Origin of the sequence: Paenibacillus mesophilus, from assembly GCF_005938385.1 — a bacterium.
In the GTDB taxonomy this organism is placed as follows: domain Bacteria; phylum Bacillota; class Bacilli; order Paenibacillales; family NBRC-103111; genus Paenibacillus_AB; species Paenibacillus_AB mesophilus.
The window spans coordinates 431,274-458,025 of record NZ_VCRA01000006.1; the positions used below are offsets into that span (position 1 = coordinate 431,274).

The window sequence follows — 26,752 nt, forward strand, 5'->3', positions numbered from 1 at the left end:
TAACGTCCTGAATCAGTCGCATGGATTCTTTTAAATTCGACATTTAGACCCTTAGCGAGCCACGGAACCCTCTGGCGCCGTAGTAAGAATCCGCACCATTATGATATACGAAGACATTTCCGTAGCGGAAATCAGCAAATATGGCACCGCCGAGCTTTCTAATCTCAGAAGGTGTTTTCAACCAGCTTGATGTTTTCGTATCGAAATTCCCAAGTTTCTGCAGCTCCCGATATTGTTCTTCCGTTAAAAGCTCAATGCCCATGATAGCCGCCAAATCAATAGCGCTATTTTCCGGTTTATGTGCTTTCCTAGACTCCAACGCTTCACGGTCATAACAAATACTTCTGCGACCTTTAGGACTTTCCGCTGAACAATCATAAAAAATGAATTCGCCCGTCTTAGTATCACGACCAACAACATCCGGTTCTCCACCGGTTATTTCCATTTCATGGAGTGACCACAATTTTTCAGCATTAGCTTCCAGCTTTTCTTGTACTATATCCCATTCAAGACCTTTATGGCGGTTCATGTTTTTCTCAAAACGGGCTTTCAATGCTCTGAGTAGTTGTTCCCGTTGTTCTGGTGACAACTGCCTTTTTGTATTTGTCATATGGAACCTCCAAATGAAATTTCCAAAAACTTCAAGTTATGTCCATAGCTCGATCGCCACACCTTTTCTATTCTTTTCGAACCATCCATATGACCGATTCCACATGAGCCGTCCAAGGAAACATATCCACCGGCTGCACCTCCACGGTGCGGAAACCCCCGTCCTCTAGCACGCGAAGGTCTCGAGCGAGCGTGGACGGGTTGCACGAGACGTAGACGACGCGCTGCGGGCGCATGGTGACGATCGTGTCAAGCAGGGCGGCGTCACAGCCGCTGCGCGGCGGGTCGACGACGATTACGTCGGGGCGGATCCCCTGCTCCCGCCAAGCGGGAATGACCTCTTCCGCTTTACCCGCCTCGAACTCGGCATTGGCGATGCCGTTCAGCTCGGCGTTGCGTCGGGCGTCCTGTACCGCTTCGGGTACGATCTCTACGCCGTACACCCGCTTGGCCCGCTGGGCGAGGAACAGCGAGATCGTCCCGACGCCGCAGTAGGCGTCGATGACCGTTTCGCTCCCGGTCAAGCCGGCGTATTCCAAAGCTTTGCCGTACAGCGCTTCGGTCTGCACCGGGTTCACCTGATAGAACGAGTGCGCGGAGATGGCAAAACGGACGTCGCCGATCGCATCATAGATACGGTCCCGCCCCCACAGCACCGACGTATGAGGCCCCATGACCGTTCCGGCAGGTCCGGCGTTCACGTTATGGCAAATGCTAGCAATGCCGGGCACGGCTTCGACGATCCGCTCCGCCAACCGCTGCGCTTCCGGCAGTTCCTCCTTATCGGAGACCAGCACGACCATCGTCTCTCCGGTACGAAAGCCCGATTTCACGATGACGTGACGCAGCCCGCTCCGCCGCTTCTCCTCGTCGTATGCCGGTATGCCCAGCTCGTAAGCCATCTTCTTAACGGCGCTAACGATATCGTCGGCCGCCTCGGTCCGGATCAGACAGCGGTCGGCGTCGACGATCCTGTGGCTGCCCGTCGCATAGAAGCCGCCTGCCAAGCCGCCTGCCAAGCCGCCCTCCCGCTCCCCGATCGGTACCTGCACTTTGTTGCGGTAACGCCAAGGGTCGGTCATCCCGATCGTCGGGTGAACGACAACGCCGCCCGGTTCCCCGTCGGCATCGATGTTCGCAACCCGGAGCTTGGCGATCCGCTCCAGATTGTCGACTACCATCTGCCGCTTCAGCCGAAGCTGCCCTTCGTATCCGAGATGCTGGAGCTGGCAGCCCCCGCATTCGTCATATACCGGGCAAGGCGGCTCCACGCGGTCCGGACTCGCTTCCAGCACCTTCAGCAGCCGGGCAAAGCCATACTGCTTCTTGAGGCCGGTAACCTGAGCGCTAACCTTCTCTCCCGGCAGCGCTCCATGAATAAAAAGGGTAAAGCCGTTCACACGGCCCACCCCTTCTCCAGTATGACCGATACCCACAATATCGGCGATAACTTGCTCCTGAAGCGACACCGGTTCCGCTGCCGTCCCGGCAGGACGGTCTTCCGCACGGCTGCGGCCGTTCGGTGCTCCGTTCCGTTTCGTTCGGCCGTTGCGGCCATGTCGGTTTGCCACGATCATACACTCCGTTGCCGGTACTATTACGTGTCCTAACGCTTTTACGTAATAGTTCCTTATTTATAAGTTGAAGTTCCCGACTCGTCCACGAATATTTGCAGATGATCCGGCAGTACGGAAATCGTACACGGCAGCGTGCCGCCGAACTCTCCGTCCAGATTGAGCTGCACGTAATCGGGCGAAGTCACCTGAATGCTCTGCGTCTTGAAATGAATCACATGCGGGTCGTTCATATGCTCGCCGCGCAGCGCTGCCGATACGATGCGGATAAATTCCGGCAAATTGCACTTGCGCAGTATGAATACGTCGAGCAGACCGTCGCTTAGGCTCGCATCCGGCGCAAGCTTCTCGAAGCCGCCTACCGAATTGCTGTTGCATATAAGGAACATCATGACTTCTTCTTGGACGTACATTTCCTTCGAGCGGAAGCACAGCTCGATCGGTCTGAGCCGCGGAAGCTTCTCCAGCCCTTTCATGTAATAGGCCAGCTGTCCGATCATCGTCTTCAGCTTGCTCGGCACCTCATACGTCAGCTCGGTCATCGACCCGCCTCCGGCGATATTGATGAAGTATCGCTGATTCACCTTGCCGACGTCGATGACTCGCGTATGCTGCTGCAGGATAAGATCGACCGCAAACTCCCAATGCTTCGGAATGCCGAGAGCCCTGGCAAAATCGTTCGTCGTCCCGACCGGCAAAATGCCGAGCGGAGGCCGGTTTTTCTGCTCGGCCATGCCATTGATCACTTCATATAGCGTACCGTCTCCGCCTGCCGCTATGATCACGTCGAATCCTCGCTCCACCGCCTCGGCGGCCGCAACCGTGGCGTCCCCTTCTCCGATCGTGGCATGCGTCGACGTCTCCAGCCCGCCTCGTTCCAATCGCTGCAAAATTTCCGGCAGCCTCCGCTTCATTTCCTCCCGACCGGATGTCGGGTTGTAGATCAATCGGGCACGCTTCGCCATCGACCCATTCCCCCATCTAGGAATCTTTCGTTATGTAACGATCCGCGCCAGCGCCTCCGCCACGATCCACTCCATCCATCGGGATACCGACGGGTGCGGCAAAAGCGCTTTTCCATTATATTTATAGTCGAATCCGTTCAATCTGTCCGGAATCACCGTATTCGTAAAATAACCCGAGCTTAAAAATAGCGGAGCGACGATAATGTCGCAGTCCTGCGTCCCTTCACGCCAAGCTTGCATCGCATCCCGCGTCTCGTCCGGCAGCAGCAGCGCCGTTCGGACCTCTCTATACCCACCAAGCTCCTGCAGCCTTTGCGCTACATGGCCCATGCCGGTCTTCCATCTGGCGTAAAAATCCGGCAGCTCGCTCCCATGGCCGATGACCAGCACGCGTTCCTTCTCGGGTCGTTCCGTTATACCGCTCAAATGGTCCATCACAATATCCGCCACGATTGGATCATCGTCCAACGGAGAACATACATGCACATCGGCATTACGGCGAAACGGCACCATATCCGTATCGAACGAAGGCTCCGGCAAGTCGCCGAGCGCGTACCGGATTTCATCGACATGCGTGCTTCCGTTCGATACGAACAGCGGAACGACTACGAGATCGGTAACGCCCAATGCCTCGAGCTCGTCGATTCCGTCCTGGATCAGCCGCCCTTCGACAATTTCCAGAAACGATGAAACGACGGGAACGACCCCCGCTTCGATTTCGGGCAAACGGACATCCGCAACCGCCTCATCAATGAGACGCACCCATTCCGGGCTGCGCGAGCCGTGACTGATTACAAGAACGCCTGCCTTGCTCATCCGCCAAAACACCTCTTCCGCCGACTCTCTACTCATGCTATCGAAACGTTGCGCGAAAGTCAATTCGACGGCCCGGGGTGCCCTCGCAAACGGCGAACCCCCGCTCCTGAAAGAAGCGGGGGAATGGATACGCTCGCGGACCCTTGCCGGGGCCGGACTTTCAACTATTAGCGGCCGAGCCGCTCCAGCGCCATTTTGTAGCCGTCGTTGCCGTAATTCAAACACCGCTTGACGCGGGAAATGGTCGCCGTGCTGGCCCCCGTCTCGGCTTCGATCTGATTGTACGTGCTTCCTTTGCCAAGCATGCGGGCTACCTCCAGCCGCTGCGACAGCGATTGAATCTCGTTCACCGTACAAAGGTCGTCGAAAAAAATATAGCACTCTTCCACCGTCTTCAACGTCAAAACCGCCTCGAACAACTGGTCGATCGTTTTATCATTCAGCTTCTTCAACTGCACTTTCGCTCAGCCCCTATTTCTTGTCTTACTTACCTGTTTCGACATAAACGCCGCCATTCCTTCCTTTACGATTGTGAAACGTTAAAATTTTTATACGTCACCGGACTAAAGGTAGCACGCATCGGCAAAAAAAAGGGCCTCCTCAATCGGCCATTTTGCGGCGGAAACGGGCCATCCCCCGAACTGGACGCGATAACCCGGGCATCCGTCCAATCCAACCATTCGCCTACCACATACAGTATACAAACGGAACGAATCCAAGAAGAAGGAATGTGAACCGAGTGAATCCACATCAATGGCCAGTCTGGCACGACCAACGGAACCATCGGAGCGGGCGGGATTACCGGAGCTTCGGCCCTTACCCTGGGCAGGGCGCCGGCGGATTTCCGACGGAGAGTTCTTGGCTCGCCCCCCAGCAGTTCGGACAGCAGCTGCCGGCTGCTCCGGCTGCGTCCTCCGCGGGAGGCGGAGGCGGGCTTCTCGGGAGCTTCAACCTGAAAGATATTAAAGCGGTAGTCGATCGGTTGGGCGGAATCGAAGGCATCATCTCGACCGTAGGCAAAGTGCAGAAAATCGTCAGCAACATTCAGCAGATGCAGCCGATGATCAAGCTGCTCATGAACATGCTGCCGGGCAAATCGTCGGACGCCGATGCGGACGATTCGGATTGGAAACGGCCGCGCCGCCGCAAACGCCGCCGCATAGGCCGCAAAGGCCGCAAGGGCAGGAAGAAAGCATACACGCGCTCTACGATATACGTATACAATGCCCGGCGTCAGAGTCCGTACCGTTAAGCGGCTGCGGCCTCATGGAACAGCCCGCCCTCTATCCGTCCGACGGATGAGCGGCGGGCTGCTGTCTTGCTTTTGCCCGGTCGTACTAATGATACTTTTTATTAAACCCAGCCTCTCAACCGGCTCGCTTCCGCATATTTTTGCACGCCGACCATATAAGCGGCTAGCCGCGGAGTAATGCTGCGGCTTTTGGCCAAGCTTAACACTTTTTGCACCGCTTCGATCATTTTGCTCTCGAGCTTGCGGTTGACTTCTTCTTCCGTCCAGTAATAGCCCTGATTGTTCTGCACCCATTCGAAGTACGAGACGGTAACGCCGCCGGCATTGGCCAGCACGTCCGGCACGACGAGAACTCCGCGCTCGTGCAGCCTCTCGGACGCTTCGAGCGTAGTCGGTCCGTTAGCTGCTTCCACGACCAGCTTCGCCTGGATCTGATCGACATTGTCCATCGTGATCTGGTTCTCGAGCGCGGCCGGGACGAGCACGTCGCACGGCTGGACGAGATATTCGGCCGTCGTCAACCGTTTGCTGAACAAGTTCGTTACGCTGCCGAACGAATCGCGCCGGTCGAGCAAATACGCCACGTCAAGTCCTTTCTCGTCGTAAATGCCGCCGTGTACGTCGCTTATGCCGACGATAATCGCTCCCCATTGATCGAGGATTTCCGCCAGATGGCTGCCTACGTTGCCGAAGCCTTGGATGCACACCTTCAGCCCTTTGAGCGCCAAGCCTTGCTGCGCCGCGGCTTCGCGGATCGAGATCGCCACCCCGAGCGAGGTCGCCTTCTCCCGTCCTTGCGATCCTCCAATGACAAGCGGTTTGCCGGTAATGAAGCCGGGAGAGTCGTACTCGCGGATCCGGCTGTACTCGTCGAGCATCCAAGCCATAATTTGCGCATTCGTATATACATCGGGTGCCGGTATATCTTTGTTCGGGCCGACAATTTGGCTGATGGCGCGCACATAACCGCGGGCGAGCCGTTCCACTTCGCCGAGCGACATCGTACGCGGATCGCAGATGATGCCGCCTTTGCCGCCGCCGTAAGGCAGATCGAAAATACCGCATTTGAGCGTCATCCAAAGCGAGAGCGCCGACACTTCTTCCGCCGTTACGCTCGGATGGAACCGGATACCGCCCTTGGTCGGACCTACGGCGTCGGTATGCTGGGCGCGGTAGCCTGTAAACACTTTTACTTGGCCGTCATCCATCCTTACCGGGATGCGTACCGTTAGGAGCCTAAGCGGCTCTTTCAGCAATTCGAAGTAGCTTTCGCCAAAGCCCAATCGTTCGAGCGCTTCATGTATAACCTTTTGGGTTGAGACCAGTACCCCCTCGCTAAGCGGCGGCGTACCCGCCCCCATCAAAATCCGTTTGTTTCCGCTCATCTGCTTCACCCGTTTTCCCATATATTGTATCAAGAGCTGTATTAATAATTGTTCTATTCCAGTTAACGATATGTGACACGGCATGTCAAGCAGCAAAAAAGTCCTTTAAGTTCAGGGGAGCGGTCTGTATATAGCCTTAAGAGCCTCGTCCACCGTCGGATATCGGAATTCGAATCCGTGCTCCATCGCCTTCTTCGGCAGGACTTGTTGCCCGGTCAGGAGCATGTTGGCCATCTCCCCCAGCGCAAGTCTCAGGGCGAATGTCGGCACAGGCAGCCAATGCGGCCTGCGCAGAGTCGAGGCAAGCGCCCGGCCGAAGCGGTCGTTCGTCACCGGATGCGGCGCCGTCGCATTGACCGGCCCCCGAATATTGGGACTTTCGATGCAATACCGGATCAGACGGACGATATCGTCGGCATGAATCCAGCTCAGCCATTGACGGCCGGTACCGACTCGCCCGCCGGCTCCAAGCTTGTAAGGCAGCGCCATAAGCGGCAAAGCCCCTCCTTCGTGCCCGAGCACGACGCCGGTCCGCAGCAGGATGACCCGCGGCGCCGGGATCGCCGATGCCGCCCGTTCCCATTGCTCGACTACGTCCGATAAGAAATCCACGTTACGTACCGGGCTTGACTCATCGTAAACGTCCGTCTCCGAAGTGCCGTAAATTCCAATAGCCGAACCGTTCACAAATGCGCCCGGCTTCTCTTTCAGCTGCCCGACAAGCCTGGCCAGCCTGGCGGCCGTATCCAGCCGGGATTCGATGATGCGCCGTTTCGCCTGCCCGGTCCAGCGCTGATTGATCGATTCGCCGGACAGATTGACGATGCCGTCAAGCGCCTCGAACCATTCCTTCCGTTCCATGCACTCGTCCCAAGCTACCGTCCGCAGGCTGCCGCGAATTCCTCCGGCGGCGGAACGGGAAATCAGAATCACCTCGTCGCCGCACGACTCCAAGTACCGGATCAGTCTGCCGCCGATGAAACCGGTCCCTCCGGCTACCGCGATTTTCATCGTAAACTTCACCGCCCTTTACGCTTTTCATTATTTTACCATATTGCGCGGGGCGATGAAAAAAAAGAAAGCTCCGCTAGGAGCATTCCAAAACTGTATGGGAGTCTGGCGTGCAACGCCGACAGATGTTCTAGAGCAACCACTGCAGTAGATCGATTAAGGCCGATAAGCCCCCGCCGATTGCCGCGCCGATAACGTGCTGCATAACAATACCCCTTTCCTGCCTTTCTGCTCGCTATTATGCCCCATTCGAACAAAATATACTCGCAGCGGGAAGGAAATTGCGGTCACACCCCGGACGGTTGACTCGACTTGCTCTTCGCCAGCTTCAAATAACCGTACATATTTTGCAGCTCGCTGTCCTCGACGAATCTCAGCCGAATGGAGCCGGCAGCCTCCAGCAAGTATGGCTTGAGCGCGGCAGCGCCTCCTCCTATGACATAGAAGCATTGAATATCCGGATATTTGTTCCAACGTTTCTTAATCATCTCCACGATGCGCACGGCCGCCCTGCCGAAATATTGATCGACGATCGGCTTAATGTCCGCCTGCCCTTCTCCGACCCGCTGGATCGTAAACTGGCGCTGCCGGATGCGCTGGACAAGCTTGGCCCGGCTCGGAAACCGGTATCCGTACAAATCTTCGATATCGCGCATGATCGGATCGAGGTAAGTCGCGATGCCCATTTGCTCGCCGGTGCTGAACTGGTTGTCGATGCTCATCCGCTTCACAACCGGAAAGTCTGTCGTAAGCGCGCCGATCTCGCACACGCCGATACAGCCGTAATACACTTCCTCGTCGCGGATTTGCAAGCTATCGTAGGTGGAAATGTGATAGAGCGCCGCCGCTCCTTCTATCGATACGATCGCCCGGCGGATAATGACTTTTACGCGGCGGTTGCGCAGCTGCGGAGTCGACAGAAACGTCACTTCATGCTCGCCGACGAGCCTCTCCTCGAACGTTCGGTTGAATTTCGCATAAGTCCGTACCGGCAATCCGGTGCCTACAATATACTCCACCTCGTCGGAGCTCGCGAATGTGGACGTGCTTAAAGACTCCGATTTGACTCCCGCATAGGCGAGCGCAGTAAGCGCAACCACGAGAGACTGATCCGAAAGCGCCTTGTTGTCCGTCTCCTCCAGCTCCGTATTGTCCTGATTCTCAACGGCCAGTAGACCTACGAAGTAGCGCTGGTTCCGCTTGCCGAGCTTCGGGCTCTGGATCACGACGTCAAGCGCCTTCAACGGGGAATCCTCTTCCTGTAAAATATGCCGGTCATACCCCGGCGCGACCACGTTGGGAACGAGGATAGGCTCGTTCGATCCGTCCAATGCGACTTTGACGCTGTCGTTGCCTACGTCGATGCCTGCCAGCTTGATCATGCTTCTCTTCCTTTCTTATACTGCCGGAAAATGGATAGATTCGTTAAGGGTAACAGTTCGATTCCTTCTTGCCAAACTCCTCCTTCATTCGTCAAAAGCCAACAAAAATAGTTCGAAAGTCAGGGAGGTTTTTCCACCAAAATGCCGAATTTATGTACATCGTTAGGTTAAAATTTCCCAGCATGGAGCGTGACTATGAGGTTCAAATGGTTGAAGAAGCGATTTACATTCATGGTCATTCCCGATGCCAACAGCCACGTTGTCCGATTCAGACTTACGGGATGGATGCTGTCGCTTATGACGCTCTTCATTGCCCTGTTGGCGGCGCTGGCCGTTACTTTTTACATTATCCAGTCCCGCAGCTCGGGTACGAACTTGCTGCTTACGCATAAGCTGGTCGGTGTCACGGAGCAGTTCGAGCAAACCGTCAGCGAGAAAAACACGACGATCGAGCAGTTGCAAAACGATTTGGTGCGGTTATCCCAACAAGCCGATCAAGTCAAAAATAAAATCGAAGAGCTGAAAAAGCTCGAAATCGAAATGAAGACGTTAACCGGCATTTCCGGCGGCGACAAGCCAGTCTCGATATTATCGGCTTCCCCGGCCGGCAGCGCTTCCGCGAACATGGGCGGCGACTACAATCCGGTAACGGACAATGCCATCCGTGGATTGATCGATGATACGGAACAGCAATTCGATATGCTGGGCAAAGAAATAGACGGGCTGTTCGGAACTTTGACCGAAACGAAGAAGCAGGTCGAGGAGATGCAGCACATGCTGGCGATTACGCCGAACATTTGGCCGGTCGACTCCCGCGCGGTATCTTCAGGATTCGGCGTCCGCATCGACCCGTTCAATTATAGCCCGAGCTTCCATAACGGCATGGACATCGCGGGCCGCAATAACGATCCCGTCTTCGTGACGGCTGACGGAACGGTCATCACCGCCGGTTGGGACAAGTCCGAAGGCAATCATCTCGTAGTCGACCACGGGAATGGACTTCGCACCCAGTACATGCATCTGAACGAATTTCTCGTCAAAAAAGGCGACAAGGTGAAGAAAGGCCAGCAAATCGCCAAAATGGGCTCTACCGGACGCAGCACCGGCCCCCATCTGCATTACGGCGTCATCAAAAACGGCGTCGTGATCGACCCGCGCCCTTACTTGAAAGCATCGAGAAAGGAAGAACCGTGATGTTCAAAAAGAAATCGAAAACGATGAATCCGAACACGACGGATACGCTGATCGGAGAAGGCACGTTCTTCGAAGGCCGGATCAAATCGGAAGCCGGCATCCGCATCGAAGGCCATATTACCGGCAATGTGGAGAGCGCCGGAGACGTTACCGTCGGGGAGAACGGCGAGGTCAAATCGAATATTACCGCGCGCAACGTTGTGATCGCCGGAGCGGTGCACGGCAATATCACGACAAAGGGCAGCGTACGCATCTTGTCGACCGGCAAGCTGTACGGCAATACGACGACCCAATCGCTCGTTATCGAGGAAGGCGGATTGTTTCAAGGCAACAGCCGTGTCGATACGGCGGCGGCGACTGTGCCGTCTGCCGAAGCTCCGCAGCAGCAACAGCAGCAACAGCAAGTGTACAGCCAGCCATATGCCTCGTCCGCCCCGGCTTCCGGTGCATCGCAGCAAGGATCGTCCGCTTCCCCGGCTCCGGCGCCGGCTCCCGCTTTCGGATACAGCAGCTCCACTTCTCCTCTATGAGGAGCAAAACCAAACAACCCCCTGCCCGGCACTCGAGGTGCCTTGCAAGGGGTTGTTGTTGCTTAAGCGCAGTCTTCTCTTAATCGTCGCTCGACAAGATGCCGAGCAGCCGCAGCAAGTACAAGAACAGATTGATGAAGTTCAAGTACAAGCTCAGAACGGCGAGCGGGATTTCTTCATCGGGCAAGCCGTGCTTGTATTGGGAAATGTCGTACAGGATGAAGCCGGAGAAAATGATAACGCCGAATGCCGCAATCATAAGCCCGAGTGTGCCTCCGAACCCTCCCGTAAACAGTCCGATCAGGCTGAAGCCGATCAAGACGAGAATGCCTACCGTCAAGAAGCCGCCCAAGAAGCTGAAATCTCTTTTGGAGTAATAGGCGTACGCGGTTAACCCCCCGAAAATGATGCCTGTCAGCAGAAAAGCGGTAGTTACGAGCGAAGGTCCGCCGATGGCCGTGTAATAAGAAATACTCGGAAATATCGTAATGCCGCTAATGAGACAAAACGTGTAAACGAATCCGTACCCTATGCCTTTTCCTTTGCGGCGGATGAAGAAGGCGGCTACCAGCATGACCAGCTCGACGATGATCAGCGGCAGGAACAGCGCCGGCGGGATAAACATGCCTACGAACGAGCCGATGAACGATACGAGAATCGACAGCGTAAACATCCGCAGCAGTTTGTGGAACGGCGCATTGTACGTCGACTGATGCTCTCCGGAGTACGATTGCTGTTGCTCCCAATTCATAGATTATTCCCTCCTGAATGGTTGTACCTATATTTGGTATTATTATATCATATGGAATTGTTTTCATACTGAATTTCTTGAAATGGACGGTGAGTATTCGTCAGCTGCAGGCAACGGCTAAGCATGACCGGACGGAAAAAGGGAAAGCTGTTAGTAAGCACATTACTTTCAGCCGCCTATCGTGCGGCGACCGCGAGGTGAACCGGTTGAAGTGGTTAATATCCGTACTGAGTGCGCACTGGCTGTCGCTGCTGCTGGTTGCAGGACTCATTGCCGCAGTCTGGTTTGTATACAAGCATAAGGACAAGTTTGCCAAAAACGAATTCGAATAGTTGCAGCCGTGAAGAAAACGCCTGCCCGGCGGGCAGACGTTAGCTGCATACTATGAATTTTGCTTTAACGAAGTGCTTTAAGCGCGATATCGCGGCGATATTGCATGCCCTCGAAACGGATTCGCTCCACATCGGCATAGGCCTTCGCGCGAGCTTCTTCGATGTTGGCGCCCTTCGCGGTAACTCCGAGCACACGCCCGCCGTCGGTAACGATTTGACCGTCTTTCTCCACCGTTCCGGCGTGGAATACGACCGAATGCTGCACTTCGTCCAAACCGTGGATCGGAATCCCTTTCGGGTAACCGCCCGGGTATCCGCCCGAGGCGAGAATGACGCATACGGCCGACTCGTCGCTCCAACGAATATCCATATCCTGCAGACGTCCGTTGATCGTCGCCAAGAAAATGTCGATCAGATCGGTTTCCAGAAGCGACAATACGACCTGCGTCTCCGGATCGCCGAACCGTGCATTGAATTCGATCGTCTTCGGCCCGTCCGCCGTAATCATCAATCCCGCGAACAATACGCCCCGGAACGTCCTTCCTTCCTTCACCATGGCTTCGGCCGTCGGCTTGATGATCGTCTCGATCGCTTCGTCGATAACCGATTGCGGAATATGCGGCAGCGGGCAGTATGTTCCCATTCCTCCCGTGTTCGGGCCTTTGTCTCCGTCGAATACTTGCTTATGGTCCTGGGACGGCACCATCGGCCGAACGACATTTCCGTCCACGAACGACAAGATGGACATTTCCTGCCCCTGCAGAAACTCTTCGATGACGACTTGGCTTCCGGATTTGCCGAATACTTTGTCAACCATAATTTCTTGGAGCGCCTTCTCCGCTTCTTCAAGCGTCCCGGCTACGATTACGCCTTTGCCGGCGGCGAGTCCATCCGCTTTGATGACGATCGGGGCGCCCTGCTTGCGAACGTATGCGAGCGCTGCCTCGTAATCCTCGAACGATTCGTAGGCGGCGGTCGGAATGCTGTACTTTTTCAGCAGCTCCTTCGTGAACACTTTGGAGCCTTCGATAATCGCCGCATTTTTGCGCGGGCCGAACACCGGAATGTTGCGCTCCTCAAGCACGTCGACAATTCCCTCGGCGAGCGGGTCGTCCGGACCTACGACAACGAGATCGATCGCATAATCGAGAGCGAACTGGGCGATTTGCGCGAACTCGCTTTCTTTGATCGGCACGCATTCCGCAAGTTCGGCGATGCCCGCATTTCCAGGTGCGCAATAGATTTGCGAGATGCGGGCGCTTTTGCGGAGCGCCCAAATGATCGCGTGTTCTCTTCCACCTTTGCCAATGACCAAAATACGCAAGCCGATACCCTCCCGAACCTGTAATCCTGCTTCTGATTACTTGTTTATAATTTGCATTTCCGTTTTGCCGGAAGCTTTATCGATCGTTTTCACTAACAGCGAAAGTTTGTTGTCCTGGTTAAGTCGCTCCCAGTAAAAAGAAGCGGTTTGCGCCGCGTCGTCGAACAGCGGCATGAGCACCGGCTCTCCTTGGAACGAAGGCAGCGGATTGCCGTCTCCGGCATACGTGGTGATGCAATGCCCGAAGCCCGCGATGCCTTGCTCGTAGTGGAAATAGTGGCGCATCGTCTGCGAGGCGTCGTTCTGATTCGTCTTCAGGATGGACAGCTTGTACGCGCACCCGGCGTCGGACAAATCGACAAGTCCGGAAATGCGCGGCGTATAGTTGGGAGCATCCGGCTCCCATGTACGGGTCGCGAGCGCCTGCTCGAACGTTCCGCCGTTCGCCAATGCGTCGTAAATCGTATCCGTTTGATCGCCGTTCGTCACGATATGGGCCGATCCCGTATGTTTGACCGGGTAGTAAATGATCAGGGAAGGATCGGTCAGCTTGGCCGGGTCTTTCGCCTCGGTGCGCAAAAATCCGTTCTCTTCGGCGATAAATACGCGGTTGCGGCTGTTCTCGCTGCGTCCCATAATCCAATATACTTGCATGTAGCGCGTGCCGTCCGGCGTCAGGCCGATGACGATTCCCCGTCCGGGATACGGGTTCGACTGCAGGCGGCCGGCGTTGATTTCCGCCGTTTGGCTCCAAAGTTGTGTCACGATAACGTTCTCCTTTATAAATACGGATTAGGAACTTTAACGGAATTACCGCCCTGACTGACGACCGGGGCTTTGTAGAAGGCAAGTCCCGGTCGCCAGAGAACAGGTACGTTATTCCGTTTAAGCTCCTTAATGGTGGAACAACCGTACGCCCGAGTAAGCCATAACCATGCCGTAATCGTTCGCCGCCTGTACGACTTCCTCGTCGCGCATCGAGCTGCCCGCCTGGATCACGTAGCGCACGCCGCTGCGGCTCGCTCTGTCGATATTGTCGCGGAACGGAAGGAAGGCGTCGGAGCCGTAGGATACGTTAGTGAGTCCTTTCAGCCATTCCCGCTTTTCGTCCGGCGTAAGGCGCTGCGGCACTTCCTCGAAGCAGGCTTCCCAGCTCGCCTGTTCCACTTTCGTAAGCTCATCCTCAAGCCACAGGTCGATCGCGTTGTTTTGCTCCGGACGGGACAGTCCTTGGCGGAACTTCATGTTCAGCGCGGTCGGATGCTGGCGCAAATACCAACGGTCGGCCTTGTCCCCGGCAAGACGGGTGCAATGAATGCGGGACTGCTGTCCGGCGCCGATGCCGATCGTTTGACCGTCCAGCGCGTAGCAGATCGAGTTCGATTGCGTATATTTCAGCGTAATGAGCGAGACGAGCATGTCGCGCTTCGCTTCTTCGGTCAATTCTTTGTTGTTCGTTACGATATGATCGAACACCGAGGCGTCGATAACGCCGTTATTGCGCTCCTGCTGCATCTTCAGGCCAAACAAGGTCCGGGTTTCGATCGGTGCCGGCACGTAATTCGGATCGATCTCCAGGATGAGGAACTTGCCGCCCTTCTTCGCTTTCAGGATGTCGAGCGCTTCCTCGCTGTAACCCGGGGCAACGATCAGGTCGGACACCTCGCGCTTCAGCAGCTTGGCCGTCGATTCGTCCACGATGTCGCTGAGCGCCGCGGCGTCGCCAAAGGAGGACATCCGGTCCGCTCCGCGTGCGCGGGCATAGGCGGTAGCCAGCTCGGACAGCTCCAAGCCTTCCACGAAATAAGCTTTCTTCAGCGTGTCGCTCAGTGGAGCATACACAGCGGCTCCTGCCGGGCTGACATGCTTGAACGAGGCCGCCGCAGGCAAGCCGGTCGCTTGGCGCAGCTCGCGTACGAGCTGGAACGCGTTCAGCGCGTCCAGCAGGTTGATGAAGCCGGGGTCGCCGTTCAGCACGCGGATCGGCAGCTCGCCTGCGCCATCCTGGTACAGCTTCGCTTCTTTTTGGTGCGGGTTCATTCCGTAACGCAAATGAATTTCGTTTGGCATCGTGGACCATCCTTCGATTTTTTTCGAAAAGCAAATAAGAGTCTTTTGGAACCGCAGAAATCCGTTCCGATAAGAGTCCCAAAAGACTCTTATTTGTAAACCACCCCGGCTAACCCGAGAAATAAGAGCCGCTAAGGCCTCTTATTCATACAAATTACTGTTTCCAGTTCACCCGTCGGCCATCGCCGCTGAGCGTAACTTTACCGTCCCGAATTCCCTGGATCACATACGGATATAGCTGGTGCTCCACCGGATGAATCTTCGCGGCCACCGTATCCGCTGTATCGCCTTCCGACAGCTCAACCGTGCGCTGGGCGATGATCGGCCCCGTGTCCATGCCTCCGTCGACAAAGTGGACCGTTACGCCGGTAACCTTCACTCCGTACGCCACAGCTTGACCGATGGCGTCCAAGCCTGGAAATGCCGGGAGCAGCGAAGGGTGAATATTGATGATTCGTCCTTCGAACGGCCCCAGCATCGTATCGGATACGATCCGCATGTAGCCGGCCAGCACGATCAGGTCGATCCCCTTCTCCTGCAGCCGCTTCACGATTTCGGACTCATACGCCTCCTTGGAGGCATAATCCTTCGGACGGAAGGCAAACGTCTCGACGCCGGCCGCAGCCGCACGTTCCGTCACTTTCGCGCCCGGCTTATCGCAGACAAGAAGCCCGACTTCTACATCGAGCTTCCCGGCTTGCACCGCGTCTACGATCGCCTGGAAGTTAGAACCGCTTCCCGAGGCGAACACCGCAATGCGAAATGGCGCCATCACACATCCGCTCCGTTAAACGTCACGATCTGCTCGCCTTCGGTAACGGTTCCGATCCGGTACGCCTTCTCACCATGCGACTCGGCCAATCGGAGCGCTTCTTCGGCTTGCTCCGCCGGAACGACGAGCACCATGCCGATGCCCATGTTGAACGTGCGGAACATATCGTTGTTCGTGACGGAACCGGCTTCCTGCAGCAGCTTGAAGATCGGCAATATCGGCCAAGAGCCGTAGTCGATCCGGACGTTGACACCCGCAGGCAGTACGCGCGGGATATTCTCCAGGAAACCGCCGCCCGTAATATGCGCCATTCCTTTAATATTCACTTGTTCGAGCATAGCCAGTATCGGCTTCACATAGATTTTGGTCGGCGCGAGCAGCGTATCGCCGAGCTTGCCGCCCAGCTCCGCCACTTCATCCTGCAGCTTGTAGCCTTTGTCCTGAAGCAGCAGCTTGCGAACGAGCGAGAACCCGTTCGAGTGCACTCCGCTTGATGCAAGGCCGATAACCGCATCGCCCGGAGCGATCGTCCGGCCGTCGATAATTTTCTTCTTGTCGACGATGCCTACCGTGAATCCGGCGATGTCATACTCGCCTTCGCCGTACATGCCGGGCATCTCCGCCGTCTCTCCGCCGATCAGCGAGCAGCCGGACTGCAGACAGCCGTCGGCGATCCCTTTGACGATCGCTTCGATTTTTTCCGGTACGACTTTGTCGCAAGCCAGATAGTCGAGGAAAAAGAGCGGCTCCGCTCCTTGCACGACGATATCGTTGACGCACATCGCCACCGCGTCGATGCCGATCGTATCGTGCTTGTCCATCGCGAAGGCGATCTTCAGCTTCGTGCCGACGCCGTCCGTTCCGGACACGAGCACCGGCTCCTCGTATTTGTCCTTGTTCAGGCCGAACAACGCCCCGAATCCGCCGAGCTCCGTGAGCACTTCCGGGCGGAACGTCTTCTGCACGTGCTTCTTCATCCGGACGACGGCTTCGTTGCCCGCCGCGATGTCCACTCCCGCTTGCTTATACGCTTCCGACAAACTCGTTCACTCCTTGAGATAGGTGGTAAAAGTATTTATGGTTCAGTCGCAGCCGCCGCATGCCGCAGCGGCGTTCTCTTCGTTCGGCACCTGCGTCGGATAGACGTTGTCGAAGCAAGCGGTGCAATGCCCGCCATGCTCTTCGTCGGACAGCCTTCCGATCGATTCGATCAAGCCTTCCTTCGACAGGAAATGAAGCGAGTCCGCATTGATCGCCTTGCGGATTTCCTCGATCGATTTCTGCGAGGCGATCAATTCTTTCCGGTCCGGCGTATCGATGCCGTAGAAGCACGGATTTTTGAACGGCGGCGAGCTGATGCGCACGTGCACTTCCTTCGCTCCCGCTTCCCTCAGCAGATTGACGATCCGAAGCGAGGTCGTGCCCCGTACGATCGAATCGTCGATCATGACGACACGCTTGCCTTCCACGACTTTGCGGACGGCGCTCAGCTTCATCTTGACGCCCTGCTCGCGCAGCTCCTGGCTCGGCTGGATGAAAGTCCGGCCGGTATAACGGTTCTTGATCAATCCGAGCTCATACGGAATGCCTGTCTGCTCGGCATACCCGATGGCCGCGGAAATGCTTGAATCCGGTACGCCCGTTACGATGTCGGCATCCACGAACGATTCCATCGCCAGCTGCCGTCCCATCCGTTTGCGCGCGCTGTGCACGTTGACCGCGTCGATATCGCTGTCCGGGCGGGAGAAGTAAATGTATTCCATCGCACATACGGCACGTTTCAGCGAAGGGGAGAACCGTTCTTCCTTCATCCCTGCGGCATCCAGAATAAGCAGCTCGCCCGGCTCGACATCGCGAACGTATTCCGCGCCTACCGCGTCGAAGGCGCATGTCTCCGAGGCGAATATCCAAGCGCCGCCCAGCTTTCCGAGTACGAAAGGCCGCAAGCCGTGCGGGTCTCTCGCCGCGATCAGCTTGCCGTTCGTCATGAACAGGAATGCATACGCTCCGTTCAGCTCGGCAAGTGCATCCCGTACCGCTTCCACGATATCGTCGTGCTGCGAACGGGCGATCAGATGCGCGACGACTTCCGTATCGCTCGACGTTTGGAAAATCGAGCCTTGACGCTCTAATCTTTTACGGATTTCCGGCGCGTTGACGATATTACCGTTCGTCGCTACGGCGAGGTCGCCCTCCCGGTATTTGAACACGAGCGGCTGGGCGTTCGCCAGCTTGCTCTCGCCCGCGGTGGAGTAGCGGACATGCGAAATGGCTACAGGCCCCTCGAGCGAGGCGAGCAAGTCGTTGTCGAACACTTCCTTGACGAGTCCCATGCCGCGATGGTAATGGAACCCGCTCCCGTCGGTCGTACAGATGCCTCCGCTTTCCTGGCCTCTGTGCTGGAGAGCGTGCAAGCCGTAATAGCACAAATGGGAAGCTTCGGGATGTCCGTACACCCCGAAGACGCCGCATTCTTCCTTCAATTTATCGAACAAGTTTTCGCGATTGATGCCTTCATTGTAAAAGTCCCCGGTCCATAGCGGTGCTGCGGGATACTTTATTGCATCAAGCATGGGATCGCATCCTTCCAAACCTTTTCTAGCTGAGCGACAGGCGACTGGATGGCTTGTTTCGCGTTGATTTCGATTTGCAAATCTTGGCCTTGCACATTGCCGATATTCCGGACCGGAACGCCATTGCCGGCGATCCATGCTTCGAGCTCCGCCGCTTTCTCGGGAGAAGCGCTGAGCACGATGCGGGATTGGCTTTCGCTGAACAGCTCGATGTCGGAGCGCAATTCCGTCTTCACGTTTACTTTCGCGCCGATTCGGCCGCTGATGCACGATTCCGCCAGCGCAGCCGCGAGTCCGCCTTCGGACAAGTCGTGCGCGGAAGCGACGAGACCTTTCTGGATCGCGCCGAGAACCGTATCAAGCAGCTTCTTCTCGGTGTCGAGATCGATTTGCGGCGGGCGGCCTTCCGTAACGCCGTGCACCACTTTCTGGAACTCGCTTCCGCCGAGCTCCGCTTTCGTCTCGCCGAGCAGCAGGATGACGTCGCCTTCCTTCTTGAAGCCTTGCGTCGTTATATGATCGAGATCGTGAACAAGACCGACCATGCCGATAACCGGCGTAGGATAAATCGCGCCCTTCGCGTTCTCGTTGTACAAGCTCACGTTGCCGCCGATGACCGGGGCGTTCAGCTTCCGGCAAGCTTCGGAAATGCCGTCGGCCGCTTTCTCGAGCTGCCAGAAAATTTCCGGCTTCTCCGGGCTGCCGAAGTTCAGGTTGTCCGTAATGGCGAGCGGCTCCGCACCCGAGCATACGATATTGCGCGCGGCTTCGGCTACGGCGATCGCTCCACCGACTTCCGGATCGAGGTACACGTAGCGGCCGTTGCAGTCCGTTGTCATAGCAAGCGCCTTGCGGGTTCCGGTTACGCCTACGACCGCGGCGTCGGAGCCCGGACGTACATACGTGCTCGTCCGTACCATGTAATCGTATTGGTTGTACACCCATTCCTTGCTTGCGACCGTCGGGGACGCCAGCACTTTCTTGAGCGCATCGGTCAAATCGGCGACTTCCGCATAGCGGGTCGTATCGATCGACGCTTGCTTCTCGTAGTATGCCGGTACTTTGGACGGTTTGTTGTATACCGGGCACTCGTCGACGAGCGCTTTAACCGGCAAATCGCCGACCAGCTGGCCTTTGTGGAACAGCTTCAAGCTGCCGTCGTCGGTCACTTTTCCGACCTTGGCGCAGATCAGTCCCCAACGCTCGAAAATTTCTTTCGCTTGCGCCTCATGCTCCGGCTTCACGACGAACAGCATCCGTTCCTGCGATTCCGACAGCATCATTTCGTAAGGCGTCATGCCTTCTTCACGCTGCGGCACTTCGTCCAGGTACAGCTCCATGCCGTTGCCGGCCTTGCTCGCCATCTCCGAGCTGGAGCAGGTCAAGCCAGCCGCGCCCATATCTTGAATACCTACGACGATACCGGAATTGATCAGCTCGAGCGTCGCTTCCAGCACGAGCTTCTCCATGAACGGATCTCCTACTTGAACCGCCGGACGCTTCGCTTCCGATTCCGCCGTCAGCTCCTCGGAGGCGAAAGTCGCTCCATGGATGCCGTCGCGGCCGGTAGCGGGACCGACGTAAAACACCGGGTTGCCTACGCCTTGCGCAACGCCCTTTTGAATTTTATCGTGATCGATGAGACCTACGCACATCGCATTAACCAGAGGATTGCCTTCGTAGCTTTCGTCGAACATGATCTCACCGGCTACGGTCGGAATGCCGATACAGTTGCCGTATCCGGCGATGCCCGATACGACATGCTCGAACAAGTATTTCACACGGTCGTTCTCAAGCGACCCGAAGCGAAGCGAGTTGAGCAGCGCCACCGGACGCGCGCCCATCGAGAAAATATCGCGGATAATGCCGCCTACGCCGGTTGCCGCGCCTTGGTAAGGCTCGATCGCCGAAGGGTGGTTGTGGCTTTCGATTTTGAATACGACGGCTTGATTGTCGCCGATATCGACGATGCCCGCACCTTCGCCCGGTCCCATCAGGACGCGGGGTCCGGTGATCGGGAACCGTTTCAGAATCGGCTTGGAGTTTTTGTACGAGCAGTGCTCGGACCACATGACGCTGAATACGCCGATTTCCACGTAGTTCGGCTTCCGTCCGAGGAAACCGCAAATGAGATCGTACTCGCTGTCGGTTACGCCCATTTGCTTGTAAATTTTCTGCTCCGCGATTTGTTCCGCCGTAGGTTCCTTAACGGACAACTGCTGCGCCATGTTTTTCCCTCCATGCGTTCAAAATCGACGTAAACATCCGTTTGCCGTCCTCCGAGCCGAGCAGTTGATCGACAGCCCGCTCCGGGTGAGGCATCATGCCTACTACGTTGCCTTGCTTGTTGCTGATGCCGGCGATATCGTCCACCGAGCCGTTCGGATTTTCGCCGTGGTAACGGAATACGATCTGGTTGTTCGCTTTCAGCTCTGCGAGCGTCGCATCGTCGCAGTAGTAATTGCCTTCGCCGTGCGCGATCGGAATGTCGATCAGCTCCCCAGCCGAATATTGCGTCGTGAACGGGTTCTTGTTGTTGTCCACGCGCAACGTCGCCGAATGGCAGCGGAATTTGAGCGTCTTGTTGCGCAGCATGGCGCCCGGAAGGAGACCCGACTCCAGCAAAATTTGAAAACCGTTGCAAATGCCGAGCACGAACTTTCCTTGCTCAGCCGCTTTGACGACCTCGGCCATAACCGGAGCGAAGCGGGAAATCGCGCCGCAGCGCAAGTAATCTCCGTACGAGAACCCCCCGGGAACGAGGATGGCGTCATATTTGGACAGATCGGTAGTCGTATGCCAAACGTATTCGACCGGTTGCCCGATTGTTTGCTCGACCGCCTTGAAGCAGTCGATGTCGCAGTTCGAACCGGGAAAAACGAGAACCGCAAAATTCATGGGTCGGTACCCTCCTTATACTGTGCTTGCTACTTGCGATTATAACGAAAGCTCGAAACGATAGTCTTCGATAACGGTGTTGGCAAGCAGCTTCTCGCACATCGCTTTGACGCGGGTTTCCGCTTCCGATCGATCGTTCGTGTCCAGTTCCAGTTCCATATATTTGCCGATGCGCACTTTGCCGACTTCCGCGAAGCCCATCGAGTGCAGGGCGCCTTGAACGGCGCTGCCTTGCGGGTCGAGTACGTTTTGCTTGATCGTCACGTAGACGGTTGCTTTAATCATGGGAAAGTTCCTCCTCAATATATCGATCGATAATAACTCGTGCTTACACCCCGGTCAAGCGGTTTAAAATATCTCGGTAACGGCGCGACGTCTCTTCCACGACCGAAGCCGGAAGCGGGTTGGGCTCGCTGTTTTTGTCCCAGTCGGAGTTGGATAAATACGTGCGCACCGGCTCTTTGTCCATGCTGTCGATCTCGATGTCGAGCTCGTAGTTTTCTTTCGCCCAGAAACGCGACGAGTCCGGCGTGAAAATTTCGTCGATCAGAATCACTTTGCCGTCGACGAGGCCGAATTCGAACTTCGTGTCGGCCAGCACGATGCCGCGCTCCTGACAGTAGGCGTGGGCATATTCGTACAGCTTCAGGCTCTTCTCGCGAAGCTCCGCCGCGATTTCCTTGCCGACCAGCTCTTCCATCCGCTCGAACGAAATGTCTTCGTCATGGCCGACATCGTTCTTGGCCGCGGGGGTAAAAATCGGCTGCGGGAACTTCTCGTTTTTGCGCATCCCTTCAGGGAGCTTAATGCCGTTAATTTCGCCCGTTTTCTGGTATTGTCTCCAGCCGCCGCCCGTAATATAGCCGCGGACGACGCATTCGATGTCGATGCGCTGCGCCTTCTTCGTTACCATGAAGCGGTGCTTCATGATGTCCGCGTCGCGGATCAGACCTGCCGGAAGCTTCTCCAGATCGGCATGGATCAGATGGCTCTCCATAAAATCCGCCGTCTGCGCGAACCAGAATTTGCTTACCTGGTTCAGCACGTTGCCCTTGTCCGGCACGGCTGGACTGAGCACGTAATCGAAAGCGGATATCCGGTCGGTCACGACAATGAGGAAATGCTCTCCCAAATCGTAGATTTCCCGTACTTTTCCTTTATAAAGCAGCGGTGCGTTCACATAATCCGCAGCGGTCGAAATCGCCGTCTCTTGGCTCAAGGCGAAAGCCTCCTTTACGCGTTTAGCGGAACTTGAATCCGCTATAGTCGATGTTTCCGGTTATTTCCCACAAATAAAGGAACTGGCTTCCGTTAAACAACCATCTATAGGCCGTAAAAGGACTACAGCGGCGCTATAACGAATCGTAGTTCCGTTATAGCTTCAGCCGCAGCTATTTTCAAGCGAATAACGTACTCCAGTTCCGCTATTGCACAATCACTTCCATTAGTTCAGGCCAAGACGCTCGAAGATCGTATCCACATGCTTCAAATGCCAGCTCGGATCGAAGCAATCCGCGATCTCCTCGGCCGACAGCTGCTCGCGGATGACGGAGTCGCTCTCGACGATGTCGCGGAACGAACGCTGCTCTTCCCAAGCCTGCATCGCCTTCGGCTGTACCGTGTCGTATGCTTGCTCTCTGCTGAAGCCTTTGTCGATCAGCTTCGTCATGACGCGTCCGGAGAACGGTACGTCGAACGTGCGCTTCATGTTGCGCAGCATGTTGTCCGGGAACACGGTCAAATTTTTGATAATGTTGCCGAGACGGTTCAGCATATAGTCAATCAAGATCGTCGAGTCCGGCAAAATGATCCGTTCCACGGACGAGTGGGAAATGTCGCGCTCGTGCCAGAGCGGAACGTTCTCGTAGGCAGAAATCATATGCCCGCGAATGACGCGGGACAAGCCGGAAATGCTTTCGCAGCCGATCGGATTGCGCTTGTGCGGCATCGCCGACGAGCCTTTCTGCCCTTTCGCGAACGGCTCCTCCACTTCGCGGAACTCGCTCTTCTGCAGGGCGCGGATTTCGGTGGCGAATTTGTCCAGCGACGTCGCGATCAATCCGATTGTCGCGATGTAGTGCGCATGGCGGTCGCGCTGAAGCGTCTGGGTCGAGATCGGCGCCGACTTCGTGCCGAGCTTGCCGCATACGTACTCTTCGATGAACGGGTCCGCATTCGCATAGGTGCCGACGGCGCCGGAAATTTTGCCGAACTGGACGCCGTCAGCCGCCGCCCGGAACCGCTCCAGGTTGCGTTTCATTTCTTCGAGCCACAATGCCATCTTCAGGCCGAACGTCGTGGGCTCCGCGTGAACGCCGTGAGTGCGGCCCATCATCGGGGTGTTTTTGTATTGAATCGCCTTGTCCCGCAAAATATCGATGAATTTGATCAGGTCTTTCTCGATGATCTCGTTCGCTTGACGAAGCAAATAGCCGAGCGCCGTATCGACGACGTCGGTAGAAGTCAGCCCGTAATGCACCCATTTGCGCTCCGCTCCGAGCGTCTCGGATACCGCCCGGGTGAAGGCGATAACGTCGTGACGGGTTTCCTCTTCGATTTCATAAATCCGTGCGATATCGAAGCCGGCCTTCTCGCGGAGAGCCTGAACGTCTTCCTTCGGGATAACTCCGAGCTCGGACCATGCTTCACAGGAAAGAATTTCGACTTCGAGCCAAGCTTTGAATTTGTTTTCTTCGGTCCAAATGGCGGCCATTTCCGGCCGGCTGTAACGTTGCAGCATTGCGGCTGATCCCTCCGATATGAAATCTCTTTATATGGTCAATCGTTTATTCCGTTAAGTTAGCTTCTCCAAATCGGGGATTGCTCCACCCAGCCGATCGCTTTATCCACGTCGTCCGTCAGCAGATTGACATGCCCCATCTTGCGCTTCGTCTTCGCTTCGTGCTTGCCGTACAAATGCACCTTGGCGGCTACGCCTTCCGGCAGCCCGGACTCGTCCGCCATCCATTCGAGAAGCGGAGCCACATGCTCGCCTAAAATGTTCGCCATGACTACGGGAGTAAGCAATTCGCCCGGACCAAGCGGCAAGTTGCAGATCGCCCGCACATGCTGCTCGAACTGCGACGTCCGGCACGCTTCCATCGTATAATGCCCGGAATTGTGCGGCCGCGGCGCCAATTCGTTGACGAACAATTCCCCGTCGCGTGTCAGAAACATTTCGACGGCAATCAACCCGATCACCTGCAGCGTCTCCGCGATCCGTACCGCCATCCGCTCGGCTTGCGCCAACACTTCCCCGTCCGCCCGGGCGGGCACGATCGACAAGTGCAAAATATTATCGACATGAACGTTTTCCGCTGCCGGGAACACTTTCACTTCCCCCCGCGGGCTTCGCGCCGCAATAACGGAAATCTCTTTATCGAACCGGATAAACTGCTCCAGCACGAGCTCCGTCTTCGCGCGGCTCAGCGTCTCGTAAGCTTCCTGGACCTCGTCTTCGGAGCGGATGACCCATTGGCCTTTCCCGTCGTAGCCCCCGGTAGCCGTCTTCAGCACGCAAGGGGTGCCGAATTCGCGAACCGCTTCCCGCAGCTCCGCCTCGCTGCCAATTTCCCGGTAAGGCGCCACTTTGACGCCGGCCGCCTCGATCGCCCGCTTCTCCCGCAGACGATGCTGGGTCGTATACAGCAGCTCGCTTCCTTGCGGAACGTAAGACTCGCTCATCAGCATATTCGCTACGCCGGCATCCACATTCTCGAATTCATAAGTAATGACGTCCGAGCTCTCCGCCAGCTTCTTGGCCGCCTCCGCATCGTGGTAGGGGGCTACGATCTGCTCGTCCGCTACTTGGCCCAAGGGCGAATCCGGCGTCGGATCGAGCGTCGCGAAACGGTAGCCCATCGCGCGCCCGGCAAGCGCCAGCATCCGGCCGAGCTGGCCGCCGCCCAGCACGCCGATCGTGCTACCGGGCAAAATGACCTTGCCGCTTTGCCCGTTCCTCATTGGTCAGCCCCCAGCGTCTCGCTCATCTGCAGCACATGCTGGCGGAGCCGCTCGCGCCGGGCGATGAACCGGTCCATCAGCTCCGGATCGGTTATGCCGAGAATTTGCGCGGCCAGAAGGCCCGCGTTAGTCGCCCCCGCATTGCCGATCGCCACTGTCGCTACCGGTATGCCTCCCGGCATCTGCACGATCGAAAGAAGAGAATCGAGGCCGTTCAGGCTGGACGATTTCACGGGTACGCCGATCACCGGCAGCTCCGTCTTGGAGGCGACCATGCCCGGCAAATGCGCCGCGCCGCCCGCTCCGGCAATGATCACCTGCAGCCCGCGCTCGCGCGCCGATACCGCATACTCGAACATCAGGTCCGGCGTTCTATGCGCGGATACCACCTTCTTCTCGTAAGGCACTTCCAGCTCATCGAGTATGTCGCAAGCGTGCTTCATCGTCTCCCAGTCGGAGTTGCTTCCCATAATGACGCCTACCTTCGCCGCCATGTTCAACCTTCTTTCCGTTTATAATATTGCCGGTCCGCCGGCTCGAAAGCAAAAAAAGAAAAAGCCCAGCGACAGACGCGGATAGCGTCTGCCGGATGGACGTAAGCTGCTCGGAAAGTGCGCTTCCGCGTCGCGGAACCGAAAAAGGGAATGCCAGACCGCCGTGGAGGGCGTCCCATTCCACTACCAGGTTCGCTCGTAGTCCAAAAATTTAAGGTTTTTGGGTAGAGACTTCCGGGCCATATCCCCGGTTTTATACGAGAAACATCTACATCTATATATTTTACTGCCACATATTTAGTTTATCAATGTTGACATCGCCATGTCAACTTAAAAAGACGAACATTTTTGTGTCTTTTGAAAATGAAAGTTCGTATTTGGGGACTTTAACGGAATGGCGGTAATTCCGTTAAAGTTCCTTGGTTCTAAAAAATCATGAAATGCCTGATTGCATGCGAGCCTTGCAGTCATTGTCCGAAACTCAGCATTCCGTTCGGCCTTCGGCTCCTTCCGATCTGCGCCGGCCGGCCTGTTTCTTATGGAAAACCCGCATGATTACCGTTATTTGTCGAAGTTAGCCGATTTATAACACGTTTCCGATTCGGGACATGGCAAAACAACCCCACAAGTGGAGCCTTGCTTTGAAGCTTATTCCAAGTACTTTGCAGGGATCGCAAAAAGAGCGACCCACATGGCCAATGTCATTAAGTTAAGCTCAAAGACAAGACCGGGAATAAAAATGGAATTGGAAACGGCATGGGAAAAAGCCCTGTGCCGTTTGTTTTTTTGGTGCCAGCAAGGAAAAAGCGTACAGCAAACAAAGCGGATGGAATATCCACTTAAAAAATGTTCATGTG

26 protein-coding genes and 1 riboswitch are annotated in these 26,752 nt (G+C 56.2%); of the genes, 4 read left to right on the forward strand and 22 right to left on the reverse strand.

Annotation, left to right across the window (positions count from 1 at the left end; genetic code table 11):
* Positions 1 to 43: 43 nt before the first annotated feature.
* The 5 genes from FE783_RS14410 to FE783_RS14430 form a co-directional block, all read right to left on the reverse strand.
* Positions 44 to 610: a DUF4256 domain-containing protein gene (locus FE783_RS14410; protein WP_138880055.1), complete on the reverse strand. Its 567-nt coding sequence runs from the start codon at positions 608 to 610 to the stop codon at positions 44 to 46.
* 67 nt (positions 611 to 677) lie between these two features.
* Entirely contained in the window at positions 678 to 2,186 is a 1,509-nt protein-coding gene (gene rlmD, locus FE783_RS14415) for a 23S rRNA (uracil(1939)-C(5))-methyltransferase RlmD (protein ID WP_138880056.1), read from the reverse strand.
* Between the two features lie 53 nt (positions 2,187 to 2,239).
* On the reverse strand, positions 2,240 to 3,148 hold the full coding sequence (locus FE783_RS14420) for a diacylglycerol kinase (RefSeq protein WP_138880057.1): 909 nt from the start codon (positions 3,146 to 3,148) through the stop codon (positions 2,240 to 2,242).
* Positions 3,149 to 3,178: 30 nt separating this feature from the next.
* Complete coding sequence (locus tag FE783_RS14425) at positions 3,179 to 3,964, reverse strand: sirohydrochlorin chelatase (RefSeq protein ID WP_138880058.1); 786 nt, start codon at positions 3,962 to 3,964, stop codon at positions 3,179 to 3,181.
* 167 nt (positions 3,965 to 4,131) lie between these two features.
* The gene (locus FE783_RS14430; protein WP_138880059.1) at positions 4,132 to 4,422 is read right to left on the reverse strand and encodes a YerC/YecD family TrpR-related protein; all 291 of its coding nucleotides are present in this window, start codon (positions 4,420 to 4,422) and stop codon (positions 4,132 to 4,134) included.
* Positions 4,423 to 4,703: 281 nt separating this feature from the next.
* On the opposite strand from FE783_RS14430, the gene FE783_RS14435 reads away from it, so the two are divergent.
* On the forward strand, positions 4,704 to 5,216 hold the full coding sequence (locus tag FE783_RS14435) for an aminotransferase (RefSeq protein WP_138880060.1): 513 nt from the start codon (positions 4,704 to 4,706) through the stop codon (positions 5,214 to 5,216).
* A 101-nt stretch (positions 5,217 to 5,317) separates the two neighbouring features.
* On the opposite strand, the gene FE783_RS14440 is transcribed toward FE783_RS14435, so the two are convergent.
* The 3 genes from FE783_RS14440 to FE783_RS14450 all read right to left on the reverse strand — a co-directional run bounded on the left by FE783_RS14440 (position 5,318) and on the right by FE783_RS14450 (position 8,994).
* Positions 5,318 to 6,601 (reverse strand): Glu/Leu/Phe/Val family dehydrogenase, encoded by a 1,284-nt coding sequence (locus FE783_RS14440; protein ID WP_138880061.1) that lies wholly within the window; start codon positions 6,599 to 6,601, stop codon positions 5,318 to 5,320.
* Positions 6,602 to 6,712: 111 nt separating this feature from the next.
* Entirely contained in the window at positions 6,713 to 7,612 is a 900-nt protein-coding gene (locus FE783_RS14445) for a TIGR01777 family oxidoreductase (RefSeq protein ID WP_138880062.1), read from the reverse strand.
* 287 nt (positions 7,613 to 7,899) lie between these two features.
* Positions 7,900 to 8,994, reverse strand: coding sequence for a ParM/StbA family protein (locus tag FE783_RS14450; RefSeq protein ID WP_138880063.1), 1,095 nt, complete (start codon positions 8,992 to 8,994; stop codon positions 7,900 to 7,902).
* Positions 8,995 to 9,189: 195 nt separating this feature from the next.
* Here FE783_RS14450 and FE783_RS14455 point away from each other — a divergent pair, with 195 nt between their 5' ends.
* On the forward strand, positions 9,190 to 10,188 hold the full coding sequence (locus FE783_RS14455) for a M23 family metallopeptidase (protein ID WP_138880064.1): 999 nt from the start codon (positions 9,190 to 9,192) through the stop codon (positions 10,186 to 10,188).
* On the forward strand, positions 10,188 to 10,718 hold the full coding sequence (locus tag FE783_RS14460) for a bactofilin family protein (protein ID WP_138880065.1): 531 nt from the start codon (positions 10,188 to 10,190) through the stop codon (positions 10,716 to 10,718). The genes FE783_RS14455 and FE783_RS14460 overlap by 1 nt, the downstream gene beginning before the upstream one ends.
* Before the next feature lie 79 nt (positions 10,719 to 10,797).
* Here the strand turns inward: FE783_RS14460 and FE783_RS14465 are convergent, their stop codons facing one another.
* Entirely contained in the window at positions 10,798 to 11,469 is a 672-nt protein-coding gene (locus FE783_RS14465) for a Bax inhibitor-1/YccA family protein (RefSeq protein WP_138880066.1), read from the reverse strand.
* Between the two features lie 89 nt (positions 11,470 to 11,558).
* Here FE783_RS14465 and FE783_RS14470 point away from each other — a divergent pair, with 89 nt between their 5' ends.
* Positions 11,559 to 11,801 carry a hypothetical protein gene (locus FE783_RS14470; protein WP_138880067.1) on the forward strand — a complete coding sequence of 81 codons (243 nt, stop codon included), beginning with the start codon at positions 11,559 to 11,561 and terminating at the stop codon, positions 11,799 to 11,801.
* A gap of 64 nt (positions 11,802 to 11,865) precedes the next feature.
* On the opposite strand, the gene purD is transcribed toward FE783_RS14470, so the two are convergent.
* From purD to purE, 13 genes are all read right to left on the reverse strand, one after another.
* Positions 11,866 to 13,125 (reverse strand): phosphoribosylamine--glycine ligase, encoded by a 1,260-nt coding sequence (purD, locus tag FE783_RS14475; RefSeq protein WP_138880068.1) that lies wholly within the window; start codon positions 13,123 to 13,125, stop codon positions 11,866 to 11,868.
* Between the two features lie 36 nt (positions 13,126 to 13,161).
* Positions 13,162 to 13,890, reverse strand: a complete 729-nt coding sequence (locus FE783_RS14480; RefSeq protein ID WP_202916187.1) for an IMP cyclohydrolase — start codon at positions 13,888 to 13,890, stop codon at positions 13,162 to 13,164.
* Between the two features lie 129 nt (positions 13,891 to 14,019).
* Positions 14,020 to 15,195: a phosphoribosylaminoimidazolecarboxamide formyltransferase gene (locus FE783_RS14485; protein WP_138880069.1), complete on the reverse strand. Its 1,176-nt coding sequence runs from the start codon at positions 15,193 to 15,195 to the stop codon at positions 14,020 to 14,022.
* A 154-nt stretch (positions 15,196 to 15,349) separates the two neighbouring features.
* Positions 15,350 to 15,967 carry a phosphoribosylglycinamide formyltransferase gene (purN, locus tag FE783_RS14490; protein WP_202916188.1) on the reverse strand — a complete coding sequence of 206 codons (618 nt, stop codon included), beginning with the start codon at positions 15,965 to 15,967 and terminating at the stop codon, positions 15,350 to 15,352.
* Positions 15,967 to 17,007, reverse strand: coding sequence for a phosphoribosylformylglycinamidine cyclo-ligase (gene purM, locus FE783_RS14495; protein WP_138880071.1), 1,041 nt, complete (start codon positions 17,005 to 17,007; stop codon positions 15,967 to 15,969). Before purM ends, purN begins: the two co-directional genes overlap by 1 nt.
* Before the next feature lie 42 nt (positions 17,008 to 17,049).
* Positions 17,050 to 18,540: an amidophosphoribosyltransferase gene (gene purF / locus FE783_RS14500; RefSeq protein WP_138880072.1), complete on the reverse strand. Its 1,491-nt coding sequence runs from the start codon at positions 18,538 to 18,540 to the stop codon at positions 17,050 to 17,052.
* A complete protein-coding gene (gene purL / locus FE783_RS14505; protein WP_138880073.1) occupies positions 18,525 to 20,768 on the reverse strand; it encodes a phosphoribosylformylglycinamidine synthase subunit PurL in 2,244 nt (747 codons plus the stop codon). Before purL ends, purF begins: the two co-directional genes overlap by 16 nt.
* Entirely contained in the window at positions 20,746 to 21,438 is a 693-nt protein-coding gene (gene purQ / locus FE783_RS14510) for a phosphoribosylformylglycinamidine synthase subunit PurQ (RefSeq protein WP_138880074.1), read from the reverse strand. Before purQ ends, purL begins: the two co-directional genes overlap by 23 nt.
* A gap of 39 nt (positions 21,439 to 21,477) precedes the next feature.
* Entirely contained in the window at positions 21,478 to 21,723 is a 246-nt protein-coding gene (purS, locus tag FE783_RS14515; RefSeq protein WP_138880075.1) for a phosphoribosylformylglycinamidine synthase subunit PurS, read from the reverse strand.
* 43 nt (positions 21,724 to 21,766) lie between these two features.
* On the reverse strand, positions 21,767 to 22,657 hold the full coding sequence (locus FE783_RS14520; protein ID WP_138880076.1) for a phosphoribosylaminoimidazolesuccinocarboxamide synthase: 891 nt from the start codon (positions 22,655 to 22,657) through the stop codon (positions 21,767 to 21,769).
* Between the two features lie 225 nt (positions 22,658 to 22,882).
* Positions 22,883 to 24,178 (reverse strand): adenylosuccinate lyase, encoded by a 1,296-nt coding sequence (gene purB, locus FE783_RS14525; protein WP_138880077.1) that lies wholly within the window; start codon positions 24,176 to 24,178, stop codon positions 22,883 to 22,885.
* A 59-nt stretch (positions 24,179 to 24,237) separates the two neighbouring features.
* Positions 24,238 to 25,401 (reverse strand): 5-(carboxyamino)imidazole ribonucleotide synthase, encoded by a 1,164-nt coding sequence (gene purK, locus FE783_RS14530; protein WP_138880078.1) that lies wholly within the window; start codon positions 25,399 to 25,401, stop codon positions 24,238 to 24,240.
* Positions 25,398 to 25,895, reverse strand: a complete 498-nt coding sequence (gene purE / locus FE783_RS14535; RefSeq protein ID WP_138880079.1) for a 5-(carboxyamino)imidazole ribonucleotide mutase — start codon at positions 25,893 to 25,895, stop codon at positions 25,398 to 25,400. Before purE ends, purK begins: the two co-directional genes overlap by 4 nt.
* A 179-nt stretch (positions 25,896 to 26,074) precedes the next feature.
* A riboswitch (purine riboswitch) is annotated at positions 26,075 to 26,176 on the reverse strand.
* Between the last annotated feature and the right edge of the window lie 576 nt (positions 26,177 to 26,752).

What these genes read in the sequence shown, in the direction of transcription:
- purS (WP_138880075.1), bottom strand. Translation starts at nt 21,723, where the DNA reads ATGATTAAAGCAACCGTCTACGTGACGATCAAGCAAAACGTACTCGAC.
- purK (WP_138880078.1), bottom strand. Translation starts at nt 25,401, where the DNA reads ATGAGGAACGGGCAAAGCGGCAAGGTCATTTTGCCCGGTAGCACGATC.
- FE783_RS14410 (WP_138880055.1), bottom strand. Translation starts at nt 610, where the DNA reads ATGACAAATACAAAAAGGCAGTTGTCACCAGAACAACGGGAACAACTA.
- purN (WP_202916188.1), bottom strand. Translation starts at nt 15,967, where the DNA reads ATGGCGCCATTTCGCATTGCGGTGTTCGCCTCGGGAAGCGGTTCTAAC.
- rlmD (WP_138880056.1), bottom strand. Translation starts at nt 2,186, where the DNA reads ATGATCGTGGCAAACCGACATGGCCGCAACGGCCGAACGAAACGGAAC.
- FE783_RS14455 (WP_138880064.1), top strand. Translation starts at nt 9,190, where the DNA reads ATGAGGTTCAAATGGTTGAAGAAGCGATTTACATTCATGGTCATTCCC.
- FE783_RS14420 (WP_138880057.1), bottom strand. Translation starts at nt 3,148, where the DNA reads ATGGCGAAGCGTGCCCGATTGATCTACAACCCGACATCCGGTCGGGAG.
- purB (WP_138880077.1), bottom strand. Translation starts at nt 24,178, where the DNA reads ATGCTGCAACGTTACAGCCGGCCGGAAATGGCCGCCATTTGGACCGAA.
- purE (WP_138880079.1), bottom strand. Translation starts at nt 25,895, where the DNA reads ATGGCGGCGAAGGTAGGCGTCATTATGGGAAGCAACTCCGACTGGGAG.
- purQ (WP_138880074.1), bottom strand. Translation starts at nt 21,438, where the DNA reads ATGAATTTTGCGGTTCTCGTTTTTCCCGGTTCGAACTGCGACATCGAC.
- FE783_RS14425 (WP_138880058.1), bottom strand. Translation starts at nt 3,964, where the DNA reads ATGAGCAAGGCAGGCGTTCTTGTAATCAGTCACGGCTCGCGCAGCCCG.
- purL (WP_138880073.1), bottom strand. Translation starts at nt 20,768, where the DNA reads ATGGCGCAGCAGTTGTCCGTTAAGGAACCTACGGCGGAACAAATCGCG.
- FE783_RS14465 (WP_138880066.1), bottom strand. Translation starts at nt 11,469, where the DNA reads ATGAATTGGGAGCAACAGCAATCGTACTCCGGAGAGCATCAGTCGACG.
- FE783_RS14450 (WP_138880063.1), bottom strand. Translation starts at nt 8,994, where the DNA reads ATGATCAAGCTGGCAGGCATCGACGTAGGCAACGACAGCGTCAAAGTC.
- FE783_RS14440 (WP_138880061.1), bottom strand. Translation starts at nt 6,601, where the DNA reads ATGAGCGGAAACAAACGGATTTTGATGGGGGCGGGTACGCCGCCGCTT.
- FE783_RS14460 (WP_138880065.1), top strand. Translation starts at nt 10,188, where the DNA reads ATGTTCAAAAAGAAATCGAAAACGATGAATCCGAACACGACGGATACG.
- purF (WP_138880072.1), bottom strand. Translation starts at nt 18,540, where the DNA reads ATGCTTGATGCAATAAAGTATCCCGCAGCACCGCTATGGACCGGGGAC.
- FE783_RS14485 (WP_138880069.1), bottom strand. Translation starts at nt 15,195, where the DNA reads ATGCCAAACGAAATTCATTTGCGTTACGGAATGAACCCGCACCAAAAA.
- FE783_RS14445 (WP_138880062.1), bottom strand. Translation starts at nt 7,612, where the DNA reads ATGAAAATCGCGGTAGCCGGAGGGACCGGTTTCATCGGCGGCAGACTG.